Here is a 21652-nt window from a genome sequence, read left to right on the forward strand (position 1 = left end):
GTCAGCCCTTGCCGTCCTCCAGCGCGGCCACCGCTTCCTTCGCGGCCTTGATGGCGCCCTTGTTGATCGTGTCCGTGCTCGGCGCCTTCTTCGACTCGAAGTCGCTGCCGTTGTACGTGACGATCACCAGCGCGTTGGACGCGCGGACGAAGACCTGGCCCTCGCGGGTCTGCTGCTTGTCCTCGGTGGTGAGGTTGACGATGGAGTACGCGGTGTCACCCAGACCCGGGACGGCACCTCCGCCGCTCTTCTCCTCGGTGCGCCCCTGGTAGGCCTTCTCCGCCGCCTCGTCCGACTCCATCACCTCGAAGGACACGTCGAGCCAGCGGTAGTTGTACCCCTTGAGCGCGTTCCAGGAGCAGGTGCGGCGCAGCTCCGAGTCCGTGGACGGGATCTCCTTCCCGGCCGTCTTGGCACCCGGCACCAGCGACTCGACCGTCTTCTTGGCGACGCTCTCGCACGGCGCCGGCGCGGCCGAGTAGGTCTTCGACACAGCCGACGTCGACGGTGCGGACGCGGACTGGGTCCCGGTCTTCTCGTCGGCCGGCCTGTGCTCGGCGGCCTGTGGCGCGGCGAGCGGGCCGGACGACAGCGCCCAGCCCGCCGCGGCGAGCACGGCCACGGGGGACAGGCGTGCGGTCAGGGCCAGGGGCAGAGGTAGGGAACGCACGGCGCCCTTCTCGTGGGGGGACGGCGGACGGGACGACAGTTTCACATGACTCCCTGTGACGCGGAAGTGCGAACTCGCTCCGTGCCTGCGTGGTGACGGTGACTCACTGTCGACGGCCCGGGTTTCGGCCGGTTCGGCGACCACTGGGTGGTTTGTCATCGCGCCGGTCGCACAGGAGCCGGGCGGCCTATCGTTGCGGACATGGTCTTCCAGCCGTCCACGGAACCCGCCGTCTTCCACGCAACGCTCCGCGACCAGTTCGAGACGTTCCTCGATGAGCATCGCTCCGCGCTGCACGACAGTCTGAACGGACTGACCGAGGAGCAGGCACGCCGGTCACTGGTCATGTCCAAGACCACGCTGCTCGGCCTGGTCAAGCACGCCACGTTCGTCGAGAAGGTCTGGTTCGACGAGGGGACGACCTGCCGGTCCCGTGCCGAGATCGGCATTCCCGACTCGCCCGACGAGTCCTTCGACCTGCGCGACGACGACACGATCGCCTCGGTCCAGCACGCCTACCAGCAGGCTTGCGCGGCTTCCCGTCGCGCCACGGCAGAGCTGACACTGGACGACCTCCTCCTGGGCAACCGCCGGGGCCCGCTGCCGCTGCGCTGGGTCTACCTCCACACGCTGCGCGAACTGGCCCAGCACTGCGGCCACGCCGACATCCTCCGCGAGCAGGTCCTCGGCGGCACGACATCCCACGGCTGACGCGGGCACTGTCCGACGGTCACAGCACGTCCCCCGCGCCCCTCCATCGAGGTACGGCCCAGGCCAGCACGTAGCCGAAGCCGTTGAGGGCCCAGTGCAGCGCAGCGGGCGTCAGCAGGCTCCCGGACCGGCGCCGCAGCTCGCACAGGACGACCCCGGCGGCGGTCGTGGCGATCACGGCGGCCGCGACCGACAGCGCGGTGCCCGCCGGTCCGGTGCCGAGGACCGCCACGGCCTCGTTGGCCCGGCTCAGCCCGCGCGAGGGAAGCACATGCCAGAGCCCGAACAGCGATGACGACACCGCGGTGGCCCAGGCGGTACCGCGCCGACGCCGCACCATGGCCCACAGGACGCCGCGGAAGGCGATCTCCTCCAGCAGCACGGTGCCGGCCGGCACCCGGATCAGCACCCGCCACAGCAGTTCCCCCACGGTCAGGCCGGCGGCGCGTTCGTCCTCGAAGGCCTCCCTGGTGACCGGCAGGGCCAGCCCGACCAGGAAAAGGGCGAGAACCGCCCCCACCAGGACCGATGACCACCGCAGCCCTCGCAACAGGGCAACCTTGTCGAGCCCGAGATCGGCGCGGGTGAGACCGTCCCACCGGGCGATCAGCAGCAGCGCGGCAGCCGCGGCCACGCAGGTGGGTACGTAGGCGCCGGGCGCGAGCCAGTTGTTGAGCAGGTTCGCGGCCACCAGGACGGCGAGGACACAGAACATCCGCATGGTGTCACCAGCATCCCGCTATCCGCTCCGTCAGCCCGGGTAGGGAAGGGGGATCACCGGCAAAAAGGTGAACGAGATGAGAGGTCACATGTTCACGACCCGCCCCACCCTCCAGGGCACCTTCGGCATGGTGTCCTCCACGCACTGGCTCGCCTCGCAGTCGGCCATGGCCGTCCTGGAGGACGGCGGCAACGCCTACGACGCCGCCGTGGCGGGCGCGTTCGTGCTGCATGTCGTCGAGCCGCACCTCAACGGCCCGGCCGGCGAGGTGCCGATCCTGCTCGCGCCGGCCGGCGGTGAGGTACGGGTGCTGTGCGGGCAGGGCGTCGCACCGGCCGGGGCGACGGTCGCGCACTACCGGGGCCTCGGCCTGGACCTCGTCCCCGGCACCGGGCCGCTCGCCGCCGCCGTGCCGGGCGCGTTCGACGCCTGGATGCTGCTGCTGCGCGACCACGGCACCAAGTCCCTCGCCGACGTCCTGAAGTACGCCGTCGGATACGCCGAGCACGGGCACCCGCCCGTGGAACGCGTCGGCGAGACCGTCGAGACCGTACGCGAACTGTTCGAGACGGAATGGACCTCGTCGGCGGACGTCTACCTGCCCGGCGGCAAGCCGCCCCGCCCCGGCGAGCTCTTCGCCAACCCGGCGCTCGCCGCCACGTGGAAGCGCCTGCTCGCCCAGACGGCGGGGGCGGGGGACCGGGAGGCCCGGATCGAGGCAGCGCGGGAGGTGTGGCGCTCCGGCTTCATAGCCGAGGCCCTGGTGCGGCAGGCCGGGCAGCCCACCCTGGACACCAGCGGCGCACACCACACCGGCACCCTCACGGCCGCCGACCTCGCCGCCTGGTCCGCGACCTACGAGACGCCGGCGACGTACGACTGGAACGGCTGGACCGTGTGCAAGCCGGGCCCCTGGAGCCAGGGCCCGGTCCTCCTGCAGCAGCTCGCCCTGCTTCCGCCCGAACTGCCCCGCCACGGCTCCGCCGACTACGTCCACCTGCTGGTCGAGAACTGCAAACTCGCCATGGCCGACCGGGAGGCCTGGTACGGGGACGCCACCGGCGTGCCGCTCGACGACCTGCTGTCCGACGCGTACAACACCGACCGCCGCGCTCTCGTCGGCGAGCGGGCCTCCCACGAGCTGCGGCCCGGCAGCCCCGGCGGACGCACCCCGCGACTGTGCGCGCACGCCCGCGTGGCGGCCACCGCCCAGGAGGGCTCCGCCGCCCCGGGCACCGGCGAACCCACCGTCGCGAAGAGCCCGGCGTCCCCCGTGCCCGGCGAGCCGGAGGTCGGCGACGACGGCGCCACCCGCGGCGACACCTGCCACCTCGACGTCGTCGACCGCTGGGGCAACATGGTCTCGGCCACGCCCAGCGGCGGCTGGCTGCAGTCCAACCCCGTCGTGCCCGAACTCGGCTTCCCGCTCGGCACCCGGCTCCAGATGACCTGGCTGGAGGAGGGCCTGCCCAACTCCCTCACCCCCGGCCGTCGGCCCCGCACCACGCTGACGCCCTCGATCGCACTGCGCGAGGGCGTGCCGGTCATGGCGTTCGGCACACCGGGCGGGGACCAGCAGGACCAGTGGCAGTTGCACTTCCTCCTGGCGGTCGCGCTGCGCTCCCGGGTGCGCGGCGGCCTGGACCTCCAGGGCGCGATCGACGCCCCGAACTGGCACAACGACAGCTTCCCCGGCTCTTTCTACCCGCGCGGCATGCGTCCGGGGAGCGTCACCGTGGAGTCGCGCACGGCCCCGGCCGTCGTCGAGGAGCTGCGGCGGCGCGGCCATCGGGTGACCGTCGGCGGCCCCTGGTCGGAGGGCCGGCTCTGCGCGGTCGCGCGGGACCCCGAGACGGGCGTCCTGTCGGCGGCGGCGAACCCGCGCGGCATGCAGGGCTACGCGGTCGGGCGGTGAACCCGCCGAGTCCTCATGGCTGTCCGTGGTGCCGGCGCGGACGCGTCGCTGTTCATCGGGAAGCCACCGGGAGTGCACCGGGCGGGTAGGGATTGTCAGTGCCACGTGTTGTGATGGAGGGGTGATCGACAGCACCGAAACCATCGAAGAGTTTCTCGCACGGCACGCTTCCGACGTCGAGGAGGCGATCCGCAGCGCGGCCGCCGCCGAGATCATGCCGCGCTGGCGCCGGCTCGCCGCACACGAGGTCGACCAGAAGGCCGGCCCGCACGACCTGGTCACGGACGCCGACCGCAAGGCCGAGCTGTACCTGACCGAGGCACTGGGCGCCCTGCTGCCCGGTTCGGCCGTGGTCGGCGAGGAGGCGGTCCACGCCAACCCGGCGTCCTACGAGGCCATACGCGGCGACGCCCCGGTCTGGATTGTCGACCCGGTCGACGGGACCCGGCAGTTCGTGCGCGGCGAACCGGCCTTCTGCACCCTGGTCGCGCTGGCCCAGGGCGGCACCCTGCTCGCCTCCTGGACCTATGCCGCCGCCCGCGACCAGCTCGCCACCGCCCAGCGGGGCAAGGGCGCCTACCTCGACGGAGAGCGGCTGTTCGCCGGCGTTCCCGAACCCGGACGGGACCTCCGCGTGGCCACCTCCCACCCGGACTACACGACGGACGAGCAGAAGCGCGCCCTGCTCGGCCTGCGCACCGAGGGTGTGGCACCGCGCGCGTGCGGCTCGGCCGGACTGGAGTACCTCGCCATCGCGCGGGGCGAGTCCGACGCGGTCGCCTTCTCGTGGGAGGCCGCTTGGGACCACGCGGCCGGTCTGCTCCTGGTCGAGGAGGCGGGCGGCGCCCACCTGACCCGCACGGGCGAGCCGTTCCGCATCACGGGCGGCAACGACCTGCCGTTCACCGCGGCCCGCGACGCGGCCACGGCCCGCCGGGTGGCGGCGCTGCTGGCGAGCGGAGCCTGAATGTCACGGACCGTACACGCGCAGTCGCTCAAGCGGCGCTCCGGGCCGCTTTCCCGCACGAATCCGCCCGCGGCCGGTGACTGTCAGTTCCCGGGCCTATCCTGATCCTCAGTGGCCGTCGGCTGACGAAGGGGTCCGAAGGTGCCGTCGATGCTCGATGCCGTCGTAGTGGGTGCGGGGCCGAACGGACTGACCGCAGCCGTGGAGCTGGCCCGCCGCGGATTCTCCGTCGCCGTGTTCGAGGCCCGGGGCACCGTGGGCGGCGGTGCCCGCACCGAGGAGCTCACCCTGCCCGGCTTCCGGCACGACCCGTGCTCCGCGGCGCACCCGCTCGCCATCAACTCACCCGCGTTCCGCGCCCTGCCGCTCCAGCGCTACGGCCTGGAATGGCTGCACCCCGAGCTTCCCATGGCCCACCCCTTCCCGGACGGCTCGGCGGCCGTGCTGGCCCGGTCGGTGGGCGAGACGGCCGCCTCCTTCGGGCCGCGCGACGCCGGGGCGTACCGCAGGCTCATCGAGCCCTTCCTGCCCAAGTGGGACGCGCTGGCCCGCGACTTCATGTCCCTGCCGCTCACCGCGCTGCCCCGCGACCCGGTCACCCTCGCCCGCTTCGGTCTGGTCGGCCTGCCCCCGTCGACCCTGCTGACGCGCCGCTTCCGCGACGAACCGGCCAGGACCCTGTTCGCCGGGCTCGTCGCACATGTCATGGCACCGCTCGGCGGCTTCGCCACCAGCGCCATCGGCCTGGTCTTCGCCCTGGCGGCACACGCCCGCGGCTGGCCCGTCGCCCGCGGCGGCTCCCAGGCGATCTCCGACGCCCTCGCCGCCTACCTGCGCGACCTCGGCGGCAGCGTCCACACCGACTACGAGGTCAAGCGCCTCGACGACCTGCCGCCGGCCCGCGCGTATGTCTTCGACACCTCGCCCACCGCCCTGGCCCGCATCGCCGGCTTCGGCAACCACTACGCGGACTACCGCTACGGGCCGGGCGTCTTCAAGATCGACTACGCGCTGGACGGCCCCGTGCCCTGGACCGCGAAGGAGGCCCGCGTCGCGGGCACGGTGCAGATCGGCGCGGACCACGCGGAGATCGGCGCGGCCCTGCGCGCGGCGTCCCGGGAGGGCCGGGCCCCCGACAAACCGTTCCTGATCACGGTCCAGCCGAGCGTCGTCGACCCCACCCGGGCCCCGGCGGGCAAGCACGTCTTCTGGGCCTACGGCCATGTACCGCACGGCTGGACCGGCGACCTCACCGACGCCGTCGAACGCCAACTGGAGCGGTTCGCCCCGGGGTTCCGCGACCGCGTCCTGGCCCGCGCGACGGCGGGCCCGCCCGAACTCGCCGCCCGCAACGCCAACTATGTCGGCGGAGACATCGCCTCCGGCGCGGTCTCCGGCCTCCAGATCCTGCTGCGCCCCAAACCGACCCTGTTCCCCTACCGCACCCCTCACCCGGCCGTCTTCATCTGCTCGTCGGCGACCCCGCCGGGTCCGGGCGTGCACGGCATGTCGGGGCACAACGCGGCCAAGGCCGTCTGGAAGCGACTGAGGCAGACGTGACCACCATCGAACTCGTCCAGGGCGACATCACCCGCGAGAGCGTCGACGCCATCGTCAACGCGGCCAACTCCTCGCTGCTGGGCGGGGGAGGCGTCGACGGAGCGATCCACCGGCGCGGCGGCCCCGCCATCCTGGAGGAGTGCCGCAAGCTGCGCGCCTCGCGGTACGGCAAGGGCCTGCCCACGGGTCAGGCGGTAGCCACCACCGCGGGTGACCTGGACGCCGACTGGGTCATCCACACGGTCGGACCCGTCTTCAGCGCGACCCAGGACCGCTCCGCCCTCCTCGCCTCCTGCTACCGCGAGTCCCTCCGCGTCGCCGACGAACTCGGCGCCCGCACGGTCGCGTTCCCGGCCGTCTCCACGGGCGTCTACGGCTGGCCGATGGACGACGGCGCACGCATCGCGGTGGAGACCGTACGGGCAGCGGACACGGCGGTCGAGGAGGTCAGGTTCGTACTCTTCGACCAGCAGGCGTACGAGGTGTTCGCCGACAGGCTCCGCTGACGGACCGGCCGGGCCGACGCCCGACCGCACAGGCCGTCCGCCGACCACCGTCTCACCGACCCGTGTCCGGCCGGAGTACCCACGTCCCACTGCCGAGCCGCCCGCCGCCCGCCTGGCCGTCAGCCGCTCGCCCGCCCGGCCGCCGGCCGTCAGCCGCTCGCCCGCCCGGCCGCTGGCCGCCCGACCATCAGCCGCCGTCCGCCAGCCGCCGTCCGGCCGACCATCAGCCGCCGTCCGCCCGCCCGACCGTCAGCAGCCGTCCGCCCGACCATCAGCCGCCGTCCGCCCGGCCGGCCGCCAGTCGTCGGCAGTCCGGCCGTCAGCTGCTCGCCCGCCTGGCCGCCAGCCTCTCGCCGCCCGGCCGCCGGCCGTCAGCGCTCGCCCGCCGCCCGCCGGCCGCCGGCAGTCCGGCCATCAGCTGCTCGCCCGACTGGCCGCCAGCCGTGAGCCGCCCGCCCGCCCGCCTGGCTGCCAGCCGTCAGCCGTCGGCCGCCCGGCCGCCAGCAGTCCGGCCGCCAGCCGCCAGCAGTCCGGCCGCCAGCCGCCAGCAGTCCGGCCGCCAGCCGCCAGCAGTCCGGCCGCCAGCCGCTCGCCCGCCCGTCTGCCGCCCGCCAGCCGCCCGCCCGCCCGGCCGCCAGCCGCTCGCCCGCCCGTCTGCCGCCCGCCAGCCGCCCGCCCGCCCGGCCGCCAGCCGCTCGCTCGCCCGTCTGCCGCCCGCCAGCCGCCCGCCCGCCCGGCCGTCAGCCGGAGCCGCCCGTCCGCCAGCCGCCGCCCGCCCGCCAGCCGCCGCCCGGCCGGCCGGCGGCAGTCCGGCCGTCAGCCGTCGGCACTGGGCCGCGGGCTGTCGGTCGGGCGGCTCCGGCGGCGGTCTCCCGGGCGGTCAGGGCGCGGCGGGCGTCGCCGCCGGCGATGTGCCGGACGGCTCAGACCGGCTCGGGCTCGAAGTGCCGTAGCAGTTCCCGGCCTGGCTGCACGACGCCGTAGCTGCTCTCCGGTACGGCGTTCCAGACGCCGGGCAGATCACCGAGCGGCTCCGACACCACCAGCCGGGTGTCGTCGGAGATGTGCCTCAGGAACGCGAGATCGGGGTGGAGGGCCCGCACGCCCTCCACCCGGCTGCTGTAGTACAGCGACCGCGAGTCTCCCGCGCTGGAGTACCGGAAGAACCACAGCCGTTCGCCGTCGGTGACCGCGACCGTCATCTGGAGCGGCTGCGGCACCCCGTGCTCGTGGCCCAGCCGCTCGACGAGCCCCACCATGCGGGCCACCGCGCCCGGCGGATCGCCGTCCAGCCCGAGGGTGAGGGCCACGTGGAACATCACCTCGGAGTCCGTCGTGCCCTCCAGCGAGGGGAACAGCTCCGGATCCACGGCGAGCATGAGGTCGCGGCGCAGTTCGCTGAACCCGCTGATCGCCCCGTTGTGCATCCACATCCAGTGCCCGTACCGGAAGGGGTGACAGTTGGTCTGCTGCACGGCCGACCCGGTGGAGGCGCGGACGTGGGCGAAGAACAGCGACGAGCGGACGTGGTCGGCGATCTCCCGGAGATTGCGGTTGCTCCAGGCCGGGCCGGTGTCGCGGATCACGGCGGGGGTGCGCAGGTGCCGTGCGTACCACCCGACGCCGAAGCCGTCGCCGTTGGTGGTCTCGACACCCATCCGCGCGTGCAGGCTCTGGTCGATCAGTGAGTGCTGCGGCCGGTAGAGGACGTCGTCCAGCAGCACGGGAGTGCCCGAGTAGGCGAGCCAGCGGCACATGGTCACCATCCCCGATCCGAGCCGCCTCGGCCCTTGCCGTGCGGCTCCGCAGGTGTCGGTGCGGATACGTCCCGCGCCGGGGCCGCGGCGCGTGGCCCCAGAGAACCCCGTCACCCGCGACGCCCGCATCGCCCGCCACGGGTGGTTGTCACGGGTGGTCGCCGGGGGAGCGGCAGGGCCCGGGCCGGTGTGCGCGGGGGAGTGAACACTGAGATCCTGAGTAAGCGAGTGCTGCTCATGATCCGGCGCACGGCAGGCAGTGGGGGTGCCCATGGCCGCGACCGCGGAGACTGGTGCGGAGCCGGCGTCCCCGGGCGTCGACCCCACGGGCGACCCGCTGCTGCGTACCCGGTTCGCCCTGCCGAAGCGGCCCGCCGGCTTCCTGCGCCGGACCCGCCTGACCCGACACCTCGACCAGGCGCTCCTGACACCCCTGACGATGGTCAACGGCCCGGCCGGCGCCGGCAAGACTCTCCTGGTCGCCGACTGGGCCGCCGGCCTGCGCGAACCGGTCGCCTGGCTCACGGCCGACCTCGCCGACCAGGCACCCGGGATCTTCTGGGCCTATCTGCTGGAGGCACTGCGCGCCGCCGGCGTTCCGGTGGCAGCCGAGGTCGGCTGCCCGGCGCAGCCCGGCCGGGTGGACCGGCGGACGCTGACCTGCCTCGCCGCCGACCTCGAGGGCCGGGACCACACGACCGTCGTCGTCCTCGACGAGTTCGACCGGGTGGGCTCACCCGAGATCGCGGAGCAGTTGCAGTTCGTCCTGCACCACGCCGGGCACGGCCTGCGCCTGGTCCTGGTCACCCGCACGGAACCCCTGCTGCCGCTGCACCGGTACCGGGCCTCGGGCGAGATGACGGAGATCCGGGACGCGGAGCTGGCGTTCACCGCCGAGGAGGCCGGGGAGCTGCTGTCGCGGCACGGTCTGCACCTGAACCACAGTGCCGTGCGGGCCCTGGTGGACCGCACTCAGGGATGGGCCGCCGGCCTCAGACTGTGCGCACTGGCCGCCCGGCAGGTCGCGGACCCCCACCTGTACGTGAAGCAGTTCGAGGCCGACCACAGCGCCGTGGCCGACTTCCTGCTGGCCGAGGTGCTCGACCGGCAGCCACCCGGCACCCAGGACCTGCTGCTGCGCATCAGCGTCCTGGACCGCTGCTGTCCCGACCTGGTGAACGCGCTGACGCTGCGCACCGACGCGGAGCCGGTCCTGGCCGCGCTGCACCGGCAGAACGCCTTCGTCCAGTACCTCGGCCACTCGTGGTACGGCCTGCACCCGCTGTTCGCGGAGATCCTCCGCGCCCACCTGCGGGAGCGCTTCCCCGGTCTGGAACCGGAGCTGCGCGGCCGGGCCGCACGGTGGCTGCGGCGGTCCGGAGCCCTGCACGAGGCGCTCGTCCAGGGTGCCGCGGCGGGCGACTGGGAGTTCACCGCCAACGCCGTGGTGGACGACCTCGCGCTCGGGCAGCTGTTCACCGGCCTGCGCTCCGAGGACCTGTCCGCCCTGTTCGCGCGGATGAGCCCGGACACCACGGGCCCGGCGCCCGACCTCGTCCGCGCCGCCCGCGAACTGGCCCACCACGATCTTGATCACGGCCTGCCCCACCTGCACCGGGCCGAGCGCGACCTGGCCGCGAACGGCAGCGACCGGGCGCCGGTCCGGCTCGGCTGCGCCCTGCTGGAAGCGCTGGCGGCACGGATGACCGGCTCTCCGGACAGGGCGGAGCGAGCCGCCGAGGAGGCGCGCGCCCTCCGGCAGGACGTCCCCGCACACCTCCTGGACAACCACCCCGAAGTCACCGCCCTCCTGCTCACCCACCTCGGCTCCGCGCGCCTGTGGGCCGGACGCTTCGACGCCGCCCGCGACGCCCTGTCCGCCGTCGCCGGACACCCCGGCGGAGCGGCGATGGCGCTGCCCAGGTGGGAGGCCCTCGGCCACCTCGCGCTGATCGACTACCTGAACGGCCGGCCCGGCCCGGCGGAGCACAAGGCCCTCGCGGCGGCCGACCAGGCGGAGCGCTACAGCCTGCCCCGGCAGTCCGGGTCCGGCATCGCCCCGCTGGTCCTGGCCGCCGTGCTCATCGACCGCGACGAACTCGACGACGCCCAGGCGCTCCTCGACGCGTCGGCCGCCTCCCGCCCGCTCACCGGCGACCCCGTCGTGGCGGCCGGCCGGACCCTCACCCGGGGGCGGCTGCTCCTCGCCCGAGGTGACGCCCGGGCCGCGCTGGCGGCGGCGGAAGCGTCCGTCCCGGCAGCGGTGAGCTCACCCTGGGCGGAGGACCACGCCGCCCTGCTCGCGTCCGCCGCCCACCTGGCCCAGGGGCGTCCCGAATCGGCCCGAGCGGTCGTGGAGCGCGTGGCGCACCACCGGACGGCCTGTGCGGTCGAGGCGGCGCGGGCCCGGCTCGCGGCGGGCCATGCCGAAGGGGCGCTCGACATGATCGACAGCCTGCCGGAGGACGACCGGCCGGGCCCGGCGGTGACCGTCCGCGCCACGCTGGTCCGTGCCCAGGCCGCCCACGAGCGAGGCGACCTTGTCACCGCCCGCCGCCTCGTCGCCGGGGCCCTCCTGGACGGCCGGCGCGGGCAGTTGCGCCGGCCCTTCCTGGAAGCCGGTCCCTGGCTCCGCCCCCTGCTGAGCACCGGCCGGCTCCGGGAACTGTCCGACGGCTGGCTCCTCTCCCGCCCAGGCCCCCACCACGATCCCCGGCCCACCATGCCGGACCGGCACCCGGTTCTCGCCGTGGAGGATCTCAGCGCACGCGAGGGTGACGTGCTGCGGCTCCTGGCCGAGATGAGGTCGACGGAGGAGATCGCCGCCGACCTGCACGTGTCCGTGAACACGGTGAAGACCCATCTCAAGAGCATCTACCGCAAGCTCGCGGTCAGCCGCCGCAGCGACGCGGTGCGCCGCGCCCGCGAACGGCGGCTGCTGTGAGGTTCACCTGAGCCGGGTGACACCGCACGGCGCGGTACGGCGGACCATCGCCGTACGGATCACCCGCCGCGGGTGAGGCGGCCCCGTCCCGTACGCGGGCACGCTGAGTCCTGAGCGGCTCAGGCCGGCCGGAACCCTGACCCCCCGGATTTCTCCACATCCGGTTGCGGAGCGCGCCGGACCCGACAGAAACGAGGCAGCAGGATGACCGCCACACACCCTACGCACGGGCCCACCGCGAAGCGCGGATTCGCCGTCGGGCTGATGGTCTTCGGTGCCGTCATGCTCATGATCGCCGGGATTCTGGGCATCCTGCGCGGCATCGCGGCGATCGCCGAGGACGACGTGTTCCTCTCGACGCCCAACTACGTGTTCGAGTTCGACCTCACGGGCTGGGGATGGGTCCATCTGATCCTGGGCGTGGTCGCCGTGATCGTCAGCATGGGGCTGTTCCAGGCATCGACGTGGGCCCGGGTCGCCGGCGTGGGCATCGCCGGCCTCGTCATCATCGCCAACTTCCTCTCCCTGCCGTCCTACCCGGTCTGGTCGGTCGTGATGATCGCGATGTCCGGTTTCATCGTCTGGGCCCTGTGCACCGTGCGGAAGGACGAGGCCTGAGAGCCCCTCGGACCGTCCCCGACCACGGCTGTGCCCGGCGCCGCATCTGAGAGAACGTAACTCACGCACCCATGCTGACAGTTGCCCCCGAGCGTCCTCAGGACCGGGCGCGGACCAGCAGGAGCGCGACGTCGTCGTCCGGCTCCGGGCTCAGCGCGCCGAGGAGGCTGTCACTGGCCCGTTGCAGGCTGGGCCCCGCGTCCTCCAGGTGGCGGGTCAGCAGGGTGAGGCCGGTGTCGATCGGCTCTCCGCGGTTCTCGACCAGCCCGTCGGTGTACAGGGCGAGCAGGGACCCCGGGGTGAACTCCAGGTCCACGGTGCCGAATTCCACGCCGCCCACCCCGAGCGGCACGCCGCCGGGCACGTCGACGAGTTTCGCGCCGCCGTCCGCCCCGGCGAGCACGGGCGGCAGATGGCCGGCGCTGGACAGCGAGCAGATGCCGGCCCGCAGGTCGCACACCGCGTACACGCACGTGGCGATCGCGTCGCCGAGCGAGCCGGCGATGTCGTCGAGGTGCCGCAGCAGTTCGGCGGGCGGCAGGTCCAGCCGGGCCAGCGCCCGCGTCGCCGTGCTCAGCTGTCCCATGATCGCCGCGGCCTGCACGCCCTTGCCCATGACGTCGCCCACCACGAGCCCGGTGCGTCCCGGCCCCAGCGGCAGCACGTCGTACCAGTCGCCGCCGACCTCGCTGAGCGCCGGGCGGTAGCGGGCGGCGATGTCGAGCCCCTCCTGCTCGGCGGGCGTGGCCGGGAGCAGGCTGCGCTGGAGCGTCAGGGCGGTGCCGCGCTCCCGGCCGTAGAGGCGGGCGTTGTCGATGCAGATCGCGGCGCGCGCGGCGAGCTCCGAGGCGAGCACCTGGTCCCGGTCGTCGAAGGGACGTTCGTCGACCGTGCGGTACAGCGTGAGGGTGCCGAGCACCTTGCCCCGGGCCATCAGCGGCACCGCCATATAGGAGTGTGCGCCGGCTTCGTGCAGGGTCCGGGCGGCCCGTGCGTCCCGGGCGATGCGCCGCATCATCTTCGGGTCCACGCGCTCGACCAGGACCGGGCGGGCCCTGCGGACGCACTGCGTGATGATCCGTGACGAGGCGTAGGTGGCCAGTTCGCCGACCGGGTCGGCGGCGTGGATGGCGTCGGTCGGGTAGCCCGCCGCGACGGCCAGCGCCCGGAACTCCGCGGGTGCGCCGCCGGACACCGGCGCGATGGTGCCGCGGGCCACGACGGACTCCAGGACGTCCACGGCGGCCAGGTCCGCGAGGTGCGACACCACCACGTCGGCCAGTTCCCGGGCGGTCTGCTGAAGGTCCAGGGTGGTGCCGATCCGCACCCCGGCGTCGGCGATCACCGACAGGTGCTGGCGTGCCTGCGCGACCTCGGCCGCGGCCTGCTGGCGCTCGGTGACGTCCAGCACGGCCATCGCCAGACCGAGCACCCGGCCGTCGGTGTCCTCGATGCGGTGGTACGACTCCGAGTAGGCCCGGTCGTGCTCGTCCGCCGCCGTACGGCCGATGGTCTGCTGGTCGAGCAGGGGCCTGCCGGTCTTGAGCACGTGCCGCATCCGGGTCTCGATGGCCTCGACGTCCAGGCCGGGCAGCACCTCGCCGACCCGGCGGCCCAGCACGGCCTCCTCGGGCACGCCGTTCATCCGCTCCAGCGCGGGGTTGACCCCGACCCAGCGCAGGTCGTTGTCGAAGACGGCGATGCCGAGCGGCGTCTGGTGGACGAGGCTGTGCGAGAGGGCGAGGTCGCGCTCCACTCTCCGTACGGTCGTCGCGTCCGTGGCGAGTCCCAGCAGGTGGGGCTGGCCCTCGCTGTCGAGGAGCCGCATCGTGCGGAACTCCACGGCGCGTTCCGTGCCGTCGCGGTGCCGCAGCGGGAAGACGCCGGCCCAGCGGTCCCCCGACCTGACCTGGGCGAACAGCTCCCTGCCCTTGGAGCGGTTCTCGGGCGCGACCAGGAGTGTGTCGGCGCGCTGCCGCAGGGCCTCCTCGGCGGTGTAGCCGAGCAGTTGCCCGATCTCGGGGCTCCACAGGGCGATGTGCCCGCCGCCGTCCAGGACCACGGCCGCGACCTTCAGCAGGTCCAGCAGCCCGCCGGGCGCGGCCGTGACGGCGTCCCGGTCCGATGGCGCATACCCGTTCATGCGAGCCGCTCCTTCCGGCGCGGCAAAAGGTCCGGCCAAGATCCGTTGCGCAGGCTGTCCGATGAGGTCACATTACGGTCGGAGGCGCGACACTGTCGCGCCGAAATGACAAATAATCGCGGGTCGGTGCTCGGAGAGAGAGGGAGCGGGAATCTTGGCTGACTGGACGCTGCGGGAGAGCCTGGCCACCACATCGGGGACCGTGCGCTGGGACCGGTTCGGGGATCCCGGCGGCGAGCCGGTCGTGCTGCTGCACGGGACGCCCTTCTCCTCGTACGTGTGGCACGAGATCGCTCCGGCGCTCGCCGCCGCCGGGCACCACGTGCACGTGTGGGACATGGCGGGCTACGGCGCCTCCGACATGCACCCGGACCAGGACGTCTCGCTGGGGAGGCAGGGCCGGATCTTCGCCGAGCTGCTCGCGCACTGGGGGCTTCAGGAGCCGTCCGTCGTCGCGCACGACTTCGGCGGCTGCGTGGCACTGCGCGCCCATCTGCTGCACGGGGCCCGCTACCGGCGGCTCGCGCTGGTCGACCCGGTGGCCCTGGACCCCTGGGGTTCCCCCTTCTTCCGGCTGGTCGGGGAGCACAGCCACGTCTTCGAGCAGCTGCCGGCAGCGCTGCACGAGGCGCTGGTGCGCGAGTACGTCACGTCCGCGAGCCACCTCGGCCTGCGGCCCGCCACGCTGGACGCCCTGGTCGGGCCGTGGACGGGGGAGCGGGGCCAGGCCGCCTTCTACCGCCAGATCGCGCAGGCCGACCAGCGCTACACCGACGACATCCAGCCGCTGTATCCCACCCTCGACCTGCCGGTGACGGTCTGCTGGGGCACCGAGGACACCTGGATCCCCTTCGCCAAGGGGCAGGAGCTTGCCGCCCTGATCCCGGGCGCGCGGCTGGTGCCCGTCCCGGAGGCCGGCCACCTCGTCCCGCTGGATGCCCCCGCCCGGCTGACGAGCGAGGTGCTCACCTTCCTCGGGGCCTGAAGAGGCCTAGAAGAGGCCTGAAGCGACCTGAAGGCGCCTGACACCAGAGAACCATCAGGACCGCACAAAGTCCGACGGGGTCATTGCTTCGGTTGTGTTCGAGTCCTAGGGTGTGCCTGCTCAGCAGTTGCTCCGTCACCGTCAGTTGCACGAGTCCCAACAGAAACGCCCATCACGGGAGTTGGGGACCACATCTGACGTGCCCTCAGTCCGTGCAGCACCCTGTCGAACCGAGGAAGGCCACGGTCATGCCGCACCCGCTCTCGTCCCCCGCCGACCGGCCCGTCGTCAGCCGTCGCCGCCTGCTCGAAGGGGGCGCCGCCGTGCTCGGCGCGCTCGCCCTGTCCGCGTCGCCCGCCGTCGCGCACGCGGCCGGCCGGCGCCCGGCGGCGGACGGCCCGCCGGAGTGGAACGACGGCCTGGCCGTGTACCGCGTGGGCACCGAGCCGCCGCACACCACGCTCATGCCGTACGCGAACCTGGAGCAGGCACTCGACGGCGACCGCACCCGCTCGCCGTACCGGCTGAGCCTCGACGGCAAGTGGAAGTTCGCCTACGCCGACCGCCCCGACGACCGGGACGCCGACTTCTACCGCACCGACGTCGACGACTCCGGCTGGGACACCATCCCCGTGCCCTCGGCCTGGCAGATGCACGGCTACGACTTCCCGATCTACGTCAACATCACCTACCCCTGGTGGGGCCCCAACGGCGGCGGCGAGGAGGCCCAGCCGCCGGCCGCCCCGACCCGCTACAACCCCGTCGGCCAGTACCGCCGTACGTTCACCGTCCCCCGCGACTGGAAGGGCCGGCGCACCTTCCTGCACTTCGAGGGCGTCAAGTCCGCCCACTACGTGTGGATCAACGGCGAGCTGGTGGGCTACCACGAGGACTCCTACACCTCCGCCGAGTACGACATCACCCCCCACCTCAAGCCGGGCACCAACCAGATCGCCGTCGAGGTGTACCGCTACTCCGACGCGGAGTGGCTGGAGGACCAGGACATGATCCGGCTGAGCGGCATCTTCCGCTCGGTCCACCTGTACTCCACGCCGAACGTGCACCTGCGCGACTTCAAACTGGACACCCCGCTCGGCGACGACTACGCCTCCGCCGAACTCAAGGTCACCGCGCACGTCCGCGACTACGGCGGCAAGGGCGCGGGCCGCTACACGGTCGAGACCCAGCTGTACGACGCGCGCGGCCACGCGGTCTGGCCGCGGCCCCTGAACCAGCCCGTCGACGTCCCGGACGGCGAGGAGGCCACCGCCGAGGCGTCCAGAGCCGTCCCCTCGCCGAAGCTCTGGTCGGCCGAGCACCCGAACCTCTACACCGCCGTGCTGCGACTGCGTGACCCGGCCGGCAAGGTCGTCGAGACGCTCTCGCACCGGGTCGGCTTCCGCGAGTTCGCGCTCAAGGACGGCCTGATGCGCATCAACGGCAAGCCGGTCTCCTTCCGCGGCACCAACCGGCACGAGATGCACCCCGAAACCGGCTCGGCGCTCACCCGTGCGCAGATGGTCGAGGACATCGAGATCATCAAGCGGCTCAACATCAACAGCGTCCGCACCTCGCACTACCCCAACAACCCGCTGTGGCTGGAACTCGCCGACGAGTACGGCCTGTACCTCGTGGGCGAGACCAACCTCGAAACCCACGGCATCCGCGACAGGTTCCCCGGCAGCGGCCACCCCGAGTGGACCGAGGCGTGCGTGGTCCGCGCCCAGAACATGGTCCACCGCGACAAGAACCACGCCTCGGTGGTCATCTGGTCCCTCGGCAACGAGGCGGGCGGCGGCACGACGTTCAACGCCATGTACGACTGGATCCGCTCCTACGACCCCACCCGTGTCATCCAGTACGAGGGCGACGACCGCCCGGGCATCAGCGACATCCGCTCCGAGATGTACGACAGCCCGCAGCGGGTCGAGCAGCGCGCCAAGGACACGAACGACACCCGCCCGTACGTGATGATCGAGTACTCGCACGGGATGGGGAACTCCAACGGCAACTTCAAGAAGTACTGGGACATCGTCCGCCGCTACGACGTCCTCCAGGGCGGCTGGATCTGGGACTTCGTCGACCAGGCCCTGAGCTGGCCGACCCCCACCCGCAAGCTGCTGACCGAGTCAGGACCCGGCGCACTGCGCGGCGAGATCATCGCGCCCGCCGGCACCTTCGACCGCGCCAAGGGCGTCTCCGGCGGCACCGTCTTCCCGCGCGACCCCCGGCTGGACCTCACCGGCTCCCTCACGCTGGAGGCCTGGGTCACCCCGGACGTGCCCTACGGCCACCAGCCCATCCTCGCCAAGGGCGACACCCAGTACGCCCTCAAACAGACCGACAAGAACCTGGAGTTCTTCATCCACGGCGGCGGTCAGTGGGTCACCGCGAGCTGGGCGCTGCCCGACGGCTGGACGGGCAAGGAGCACCACATCGCCGGTGTCTTCGACGCCGACGCCGGGACGCTCACCCTGTACGTCGACGGCCAGGTGCGCGGCACCAGGACCACCACCCGTCGCCCCGCCGACAACACCGCGTCCCTGTCACTCGCCACCGACATCGACAACCCGACCCGGGAGTTCAGCGGAACCATCCGGCGGGCCCGCGTCTACGCCCGCGCCCTGAGCGCCACCGAACTGGCCTCCGACAGCCGCGGTCCGGGCGACGAGGGCGTGCGCTTCTGGTTCGACGCCGCCACCGTCGGCTTCACCGAGCAGCGCCCGCGCGACAAGACGTTCTACGCCTACGGCGGCGACTGGGGCGACAACCCCAACGACGGCGCCTTCGCCGGTGACGGCATCGTCCTGCCCGACCGCACCCTCACCGGCAAGTCCGCCGAGGTCAAGCAGATCTACCAGGCGATCAACGCCGCCCCGGCCTCCGGCGGCCCCGGCGCCGTCACCCTCACCAACGAGTACCTCTTCACCAACCTCCGTGAGTTCGACGGACGTTGGTCCCTGCTCGCCGACGGCAAGGTCGTCCAGCGCGGCCGGCTGACCCGCGACCAGCTGAACGTCGCGCCGCTCTCCAGCAAGGACGTCAAGGTGCCGGTGCGGCTGCCGGCGAAGCCCGAACCGGGCACGGAGTACTTCCTCCAGCTCTCCTTCACCACCAAAGAGTCCACCCAGTGGGCGAAGGCCGGCTTCGAGGTGGCCAAGCAGCAACTCGCCCTCGACACCGACAGCCCGGCCGTGACGCCCCTGCCGCTGCGCAGCGTCCCCGCCCTGCGGTACACCGACCGGGACGAGGACGTCACCGTCAAGGGCAAGGGCTTCTCGGTCACCGTCGACAAGAGCACCGGCACCATCACGTCGTACGAGGCGGGCGGCACCCGGCTCATCACCTCCGGCCCCGTCCCGAACTTCTGGCGGGCGCCCACCGACAACGACCGGGGCAACGGCCACCACACCCGCAACCAGACGTGGCGCGACGCGGGAGCCAGGCGGAAGGTGGCGGACGTACAAGTCCGGCCACTGGACGACCGAGCCGTCGAGGTCACGGTCACCGGCACGCTGCCCACCAGCGCGCAGTCCACGTACAGCACCACGTACACGGTCTTCGGCAACGGCGAGATCAAGGTCGGCAACACCCTGCACCCGGGAGCGTCGAACCTGCCGTACATCCCCGAGGTCGGCACCCTGCTGTTCCTGCCCCGACGCCTGGACCGGCTGCACTACTACGGCCGGGGCCCGGAGGAGAACATGTGGGACCGCAACAACGCCACCGACGTCGGCCTGTACTCCGGCACCGTCGAAGGGCAGTGGACCTCCTACCTGCGTCCCCAGGAGAACGGCAACAAGACCGACGTCCGCTGGGCCGCGCTGACGGACGGCGGCGGACGCGGACTGCTCGTCTGCGGTGAGCCGCTGCTGGAGGTCAACGCCTCGCGCTTCACCCCCGAGGACCTGTCGGTCGGCGCCCGCCACGACTACCAGCTCGACCCCAGGGACGCTGTGGTCCTCCGGGTCAACCACCGTCAGATGGGCGTGGGCGGCGACAACAGCTGGGGCGCCCACACCCATGACGAGTTCAAGCTCTTCGCCAACCGCGACTACGAGTACACCTACCGGCTGCGTCCGCTGACGCGCGTGAGCGAGGCGATGGCGGCCTCGCGACGGCCGACGGCCACCGAATAGACGCGGGGCGGGACGGCGGCGCCGCCTCAGTCGGCGGCGTCGCTGATGCCCAGGCGAAGATGCTCCACGTGGTAGACGGCCTGGTCGAGCAGCTCGGCGACATGGTGGTCGTGCAGCGCGTAGACGACCGAACGCCCCTGCCGTTCGCCGACGACCAGGCCCAGATTGCGCAGCAGCCGCAGCTGGTGCGAGCAGGCCGACTGCTCCATGCCCACCTCGGCGGCCAACTCGGTGGCCGGCAGCGGGCCTTCCCGCAGCCGCGCCAGGATCAGCAGCCGGGAGGGTGTGGACAGGGCCTGGAGCGTGGTGGCGACCTTCGCGACGTTGTCCGCGTCCAGGCGTACGCGCTCGGTGGCGTCCTGCGCGGGGATGACGGCTCCATGACCCATGACGTCATCGTACCGGTCGCACACGAACACATGAATGAATCTTCATCTGTCCCGGCCGCGGCGGTCTCCGCCGGGCGCCGCCCGAGCACGTCGATGTCGGATTCTCGCCAGCCCTGTCCCGCCCGGTGCCCGATGCTGGACGCATGCAGATGGGGATGCACACCGACACCGAGCGCTGCGTGCGCGCCGTCCGGTCCAAGGACGCGCGGTTCGACGGATGGTTCTTCACGGCCGTCCTGACGACCGGCATCTACTGCCGTCCCAGTTGCCCGGTCGTGCCGCCCAAGCCGGAGAACATGGTCTTCCACCCGAGCGCGGCGGCCTGCCAGCAGGCCGGATTCCGGGCCTGCAAGCGCTGCCGGCCCGACACCAGCCCCGGCTCCCCGGAGTGGAACCAGCGCGCCGACCTCGTGGCCCGCGCCATGCGGCTGATCGCCGACGGCGTCGTGGACCGCGAGGGCGTGCCGGGCCTCGCCGCCCGCCTCGGTTACAGCGCGCGGCAGGTCGAGCGCCAGCTGCTCGCCGAACTGGGTGCGGGCCCGCTCGCGCTCGCCCGCGCCCAGCGCGCCCAGACGGCCCGGCTGCTCATCGAGACGACGGCCCTGCCGATGGCCCGGATCGCCTTCGCCGCCGGCTTCGCCTCGATCCGCACCTTCAACGACACCGTCCGCGAGGTCTTCGCCCTCTCCCCGAGCGAGCTGCGCGCCCGCGCCCCGAAGCGGCAGGGCGCGAGCACCCCCGGCGCGCTGTCCCTGCGGCTGCCGTTCCGTACCCCGCTCAACCCCGACAACCTCTTCGGCCACCTCGCCGCCACGGCCGTACCCGGCGTGGAGGAGTGGCGCGACGGCTCCTACCGGCGCACGCTCCGGCTGCCCTACGGCCACGGCATCGTGTCCCTCACTCCCACTCCCGACCACATCGCCTGCCGCCTCACCCTCAGCGACCTGCGCGACCTGACCGTCGCCATCAGCCGCTGCCGCAGGCTGCTCGACCTGGACGCCGACCCGGTGGCGATCGACGAGCAACTGCGCACGGACCCGGTCCTGGCGCCGCTGGTCGACAAGGCGCCCGGCCGGCGCGTGCCGCGCACGGTGGACGAGGCGGAGTTCGCCGTCCGGGCCGTGCTCGGCCAGCAGGTCTCCACCGCCGCCGCCCGCACCCACGCGGCCCGCCTGGTCACCGCGCACGGTGAACCGGTCGACGACCCCGAGGGCGGTCTCACCCATCTCTTCCCGGCCCCCGAGGCCCTCGCGGCGCTCGACCCGGAGACCCTGGCGATGCCTCGCACCCGCCGGACGACCTTCACCACCCTGGTCCGCGCCCTCGCCGACGGCGATCTCCACCTCGGCGTGGAGAGCGACTGGCCGCGCACCCGCGCCCAGCTCCTCGCCCTGCCCGGTTTCGGCCCCTGGACGGCCGACGTCATCGCCATGCGCGCCCTCGGCGACCCGGACGCCTTCCTCCCCACCGATCTCGGCATCCGCCGCGCCGCCCGGGAACTCGGCATGCCGGCCACGCCCGCCGCGCTCACCGCCCGCGCGGCGGCCTGGCGCCCCTGGCGTGCCTACGCCGTCCAGTACCTCTGGGCGACCGACAGCCACCCGATCAACTTCCTACCGGTATAGGG

Annotated in this window: 15 protein-coding genes; 10 read left to right on the forward strand and 5 right to left on the reverse strand. The window is 73.0% G+C overall.

Annotation, left to right across the window (positions count from 1 at the left end):
• Nucleotide 1: 1 nt before the first annotated feature.
• Entirely contained in the window at nucleotides 2-670 is a 669-nt protein-coding gene (locus ACH4G3_RS03685) for a hypothetical protein (protein ID WP_397622904.1), read from the reverse strand.
• Between the two features lie 201 nt (nucleotides 671-871).
• Between ACH4G3_RS03685 and ACH4G3_RS03690 the strand changes: the two genes are divergently transcribed.
• A complete protein-coding gene (locus ACH4G3_RS03690) occupies nucleotides 872-1381 on the forward strand; it encodes a DinB family protein (protein WP_397622905.1) in 510 nt (169 codons plus the stop codon).
• A 19-nt stretch (nucleotides 1382-1400) separates the two neighbouring features.
• Here the strand turns inward: ACH4G3_RS03690 and ACH4G3_RS03695 are convergent, their stop codons facing one another.
• Nucleotides 1401-2102 carry a CPBP family intramembrane glutamic endopeptidase gene (locus ACH4G3_RS03695; protein ID WP_397622906.1) on the reverse strand — a complete coding sequence of 234 codons (702 nt, stop codon included), beginning with the start codon at nucleotides 2100-2102 and terminating at the stop codon, nucleotides 1401-1403.
• An 88-nt stretch (nucleotides 2103-2190) separates the two neighbouring features.
• Between ACH4G3_RS03695 and ACH4G3_RS03700 the strand changes: the two genes are divergently transcribed.
• From ACH4G3_RS03700 to ACH4G3_RS03715, 4 genes are all read left to right on the forward strand, one after another.
• Nucleotides 2191-4017 (forward strand): gamma-glutamyltransferase family protein, encoded by a 1827-nt coding sequence (locus ACH4G3_RS03700; RefSeq protein WP_397623373.1) that lies wholly within the window; start codon nucleotides 2191-2193, stop codon nucleotides 4015-4017.
• Between the two features lie 121 nt (nucleotides 4018-4138).
• Nucleotides 4139-4984 (forward strand): inositol monophosphatase family protein, encoded by an 846-nt coding sequence (locus ACH4G3_RS03705; RefSeq protein WP_397622907.1) that lies wholly within the window; start codon nucleotides 4139-4141, stop codon nucleotides 4982-4984.
• 150 nt (nucleotides 4985-5134) lie between these two features.
• Nucleotides 5135-6544, forward strand: a complete 1410-nt coding sequence (locus ACH4G3_RS03710) for a phytoene desaturase family protein (RefSeq protein WP_397622908.1) — start codon at nucleotides 5135-5137, stop codon at nucleotides 6542-6544.
• Nucleotides 6541-7050: an O-acetyl-ADP-ribose deacetylase gene (locus tag ACH4G3_RS03715; protein ID WP_397622909.1), complete on the forward strand. Its 510-nt coding sequence runs from the start codon at nucleotides 6541-6543 to the stop codon at nucleotides 7048-7050. Before ACH4G3_RS03710 ends, ACH4G3_RS03715 begins: the two co-directional genes overlap by 4 nt.
• Nucleotides 7051-7973: 923 nt before the next feature.
• On the opposite strand, the gene ACH4G3_RS03720 is transcribed toward ACH4G3_RS03715, so the two are convergent.
• Nucleotides 7974-8807 carry a class II glutamine amidotransferase gene (locus ACH4G3_RS03720; RefSeq protein WP_397622910.1) on the reverse strand — a complete coding sequence of 278 codons (834 nt, stop codon included), beginning with the start codon at nucleotides 8805-8807 and terminating at the stop codon, nucleotides 7974-7976.
• 271 nt (nucleotides 8808-9078) lie between these two features.
• On the opposite strand from ACH4G3_RS03720, the gene ACH4G3_RS03725 reads away from it, so the two are divergent.
• A complete protein-coding gene (locus ACH4G3_RS03725) occupies nucleotides 9079-11751 on the forward strand; it encodes a winged helix-turn-helix domain-containing protein (protein ID WP_397622911.1) in 2673 nt (890 codons plus the stop codon).
• A gap of 204 nt (nucleotides 11752-11955) precedes the next feature.
• Nucleotides 11956-12369, forward strand: coding sequence for a DUF7144 family membrane protein (locus ACH4G3_RS03730; RefSeq protein WP_397622912.1), 414 nt, complete (start codon nucleotides 11956-11958; stop codon nucleotides 12367-12369).
• Nucleotides 12370-12466: 97 nt separating this feature from the next.
• On the opposite strand, the gene ACH4G3_RS03735 is transcribed toward ACH4G3_RS03730, so the two are convergent.
• Entirely contained in the window at nucleotides 12467-14512 is a 2046-nt protein-coding gene (locus ACH4G3_RS03735; RefSeq protein WP_397622913.1) for a SpoIIE family protein phosphatase, read from the reverse strand.
• 154 nt (nucleotides 14513-14666) lie between these two features.
• Here ACH4G3_RS03735 and ACH4G3_RS03740 point away from each other — a divergent pair, with 154 nt between their 5' ends.
• Nucleotides 14667-15497, forward strand: a complete 831-nt coding sequence (locus ACH4G3_RS03740; protein ID WP_397622914.1) for an alpha/beta fold hydrolase — start codon at nucleotides 14667-14669, stop codon at nucleotides 15495-15497.
• A 248-nt stretch (nucleotides 15498-15745) separates the two neighbouring features.
• Nucleotides 15746-19636: a glycoside hydrolase family 2 TIM barrel-domain containing protein gene (locus ACH4G3_RS03745; RefSeq protein WP_397622915.1), complete on the forward strand. Its 3891-nt coding sequence runs from the start codon at nucleotides 15746-15748 to the stop codon at nucleotides 19634-19636.
• A 26-nt stretch (nucleotides 19637-19662) separates the two neighbouring features.
• Here ACH4G3_RS03745 and ACH4G3_RS03750 read toward each other — a convergent pair whose 3' ends face one another.
• Nucleotides 19663-20025, reverse strand: coding sequence for an ArsR/SmtB family transcription factor (locus tag ACH4G3_RS03750; RefSeq protein WP_020274584.1), 363 nt, complete (start codon nucleotides 20023-20025; stop codon nucleotides 19663-19665).
• Nucleotides 20026-20168: 143 nt separating this feature from the next.
• Here ACH4G3_RS03750 and ACH4G3_RS03755 point away from each other — a divergent pair, with 143 nt between their 5' ends.
• Nucleotides 20169-21650: an AlkA N-terminal domain-containing protein gene (locus ACH4G3_RS03755; RefSeq protein ID WP_397622916.1), complete on the forward strand. Its 1482-nt coding sequence runs from the start codon at nucleotides 20169-20171 to the stop codon at nucleotides 21648-21650.
• The last annotated feature ends 2 nt before the right edge of the window (nucleotides 21651-21652 follow it).

Source organism: Streptomyces afghaniensis, from assembly GCF_044327915.1.
GTDB lineage: Bacteria > Actinomycetota > Actinomycetes > Streptomycetales > Streptomycetaceae > Streptomyces > Streptomyces afghaniensis.

What these genes read in the sequence shown, in the direction of transcription:
- ACH4G3_RS03690 (WP_397622905.1), top strand. Translation starts at nt 872, where the DNA reads ATGGTCTTCCAGCCGTCCACGGAACCCGCCGTCTTCCACGCAACGCTC.
- ACH4G3_RS03695 (WP_397622906.1), bottom strand. Translation starts at nt 2,102, where the DNA reads ATGCGGATGTTCTGTGTCCTCGCCGTCCTGGTGGCCGCGAACCTGCTC.
- ACH4G3_RS03700 (WP_397623373.1), top strand. Translation starts at nt 2,191, where the DNA reads ATGTTCACGACCCGCCCCACCCTCCAGGGCACCTTCGGCATGGTGTCC.
- ACH4G3_RS03710 (WP_397622908.1), top strand. Translation starts at nt 5,135, where the DNA reads ATGCTCGATGCCGTCGTAGTGGGTGCGGGGCCGAACGGACTGACCGCA.
- ACH4G3_RS03720 (WP_397622910.1), bottom strand. Translation starts at nt 8,807, where the DNA reads ATGTGCCGCTGGCTCGCCTACTCGGGCACTCCCGTGCTGCTGGACGAC.
- ACH4G3_RS03725 (WP_397622911.1), top strand. Translation starts at nt 9,079, where the DNA reads ATGGCCGCGACCGCGGAGACTGGTGCGGAGCCGGCGTCCCCGGGCGTC.
- ACH4G3_RS03730 (WP_397622912.1), top strand. Translation starts at nt 11,956, where the DNA reads ATGACCGCCACACACCCTACGCACGGGCCCACCGCGAAGCGCGGATTC.
- ACH4G3_RS03735 (WP_397622913.1), bottom strand. Translation starts at nt 14,512, where the DNA reads ATGAACGGGTATGCGCCATCGGACCGGGACGCCGTCACGGCCGCGCCC.
- ACH4G3_RS03745 (WP_397622915.1), top strand. Translation starts at nt 15,746, where the DNA reads ATGCCGCACCCGCTCTCGTCCCCCGCCGACCGGCCCGTCGTCAGCCGT.
- ACH4G3_RS03750 (WP_020274584.1), bottom strand. Translation starts at nt 20,025, where the DNA reads ATGGGTCATGGAGCCGTCATCCCCGCGCAGGACGCCACCGAGCGCGTA.
- ACH4G3_RS03755 (WP_397622916.1), top strand. Translation starts at nt 20,169, where the DNA reads ATGCAGATGGGGATGCACACCGACACCGAGCGCTGCGTGCGCGCCGTC.